Annotated in this window: 1 protein-coding gene; it reads right to left on the reverse strand. The window is 42.0% G+C overall.

Features of this window, described 5'->3' with window-relative positions; genetic code table 11:
* Window positions 1-275 precede the first annotated feature (275 nt).
* A partial coding sequence (locus tag R7O13_RS26860; RefSeq protein ID WP_318305207.1) for an aromatic amino acid transport family protein occupies window positions 276-724 on the reverse strand: 449 nt, incomplete at its 5' end.

Genomic DNA, 724 nt, shown 5'->3' on the forward strand with positions numbered 1-724 from the left:
ATGGATATTCGACATAGTGTTATTAAGCCAAAGTAAATTGGCTGTTCATAACAAACAGGAGATTATTTATGCATAACGAAATGATTCAACCGTCGCACTTCGGCATCATTGCTCGCACTTGTATCGCCTCAGTAGTAATGTTGGCGGGTGTTTTCGCTCTTATTTAGTGGAGTGACGTAAGCTAGATTACGTTTTAGAAAACAAAAGCAAAATTCAGGGAATTACCTTCAGTTGTAAACGGTATTCCCCTGAAAATCACTCAAAGTAACCCCTTCTTAGCTGAGTAAGCTAAAAACCAAAGCACTTACCGCAACAATACCTGTGATCAGAACAAAATAGGTAGAGAGCTTTCCACGATACTGCTTCATCGACTCAATCTTATGTACCGCCAACATCGGCATAATGAACAAGATCATTGCGATAACTGGCCCAGATAACGCTTCCATCATGCCTAAAATACTTGGGTTCATGATTGCTGCAGCCCAAATTGACAAGAAAAGAACCACTACGCTAATACGATCAACACGTGTTTCAGACAAATTTGAGTGCTTTGTGATTAAGCCGTTCAAGCTTTCACGTGCGCCTAAGAAATGACCAAGGAAAGAAGAAGTGATCGCGACAAACGCCACCAAAGGACCAAGTGTTGCGATGAACGGGTTATCCGTTGCGTTTGCAAGGTAAGAGAGTACGGATACGTTTTGCGCTTTTGCCTGTGCAAGTTGCA

Source organism: Vibrio sp. Y176 (genome assembly GCF_033438945.1).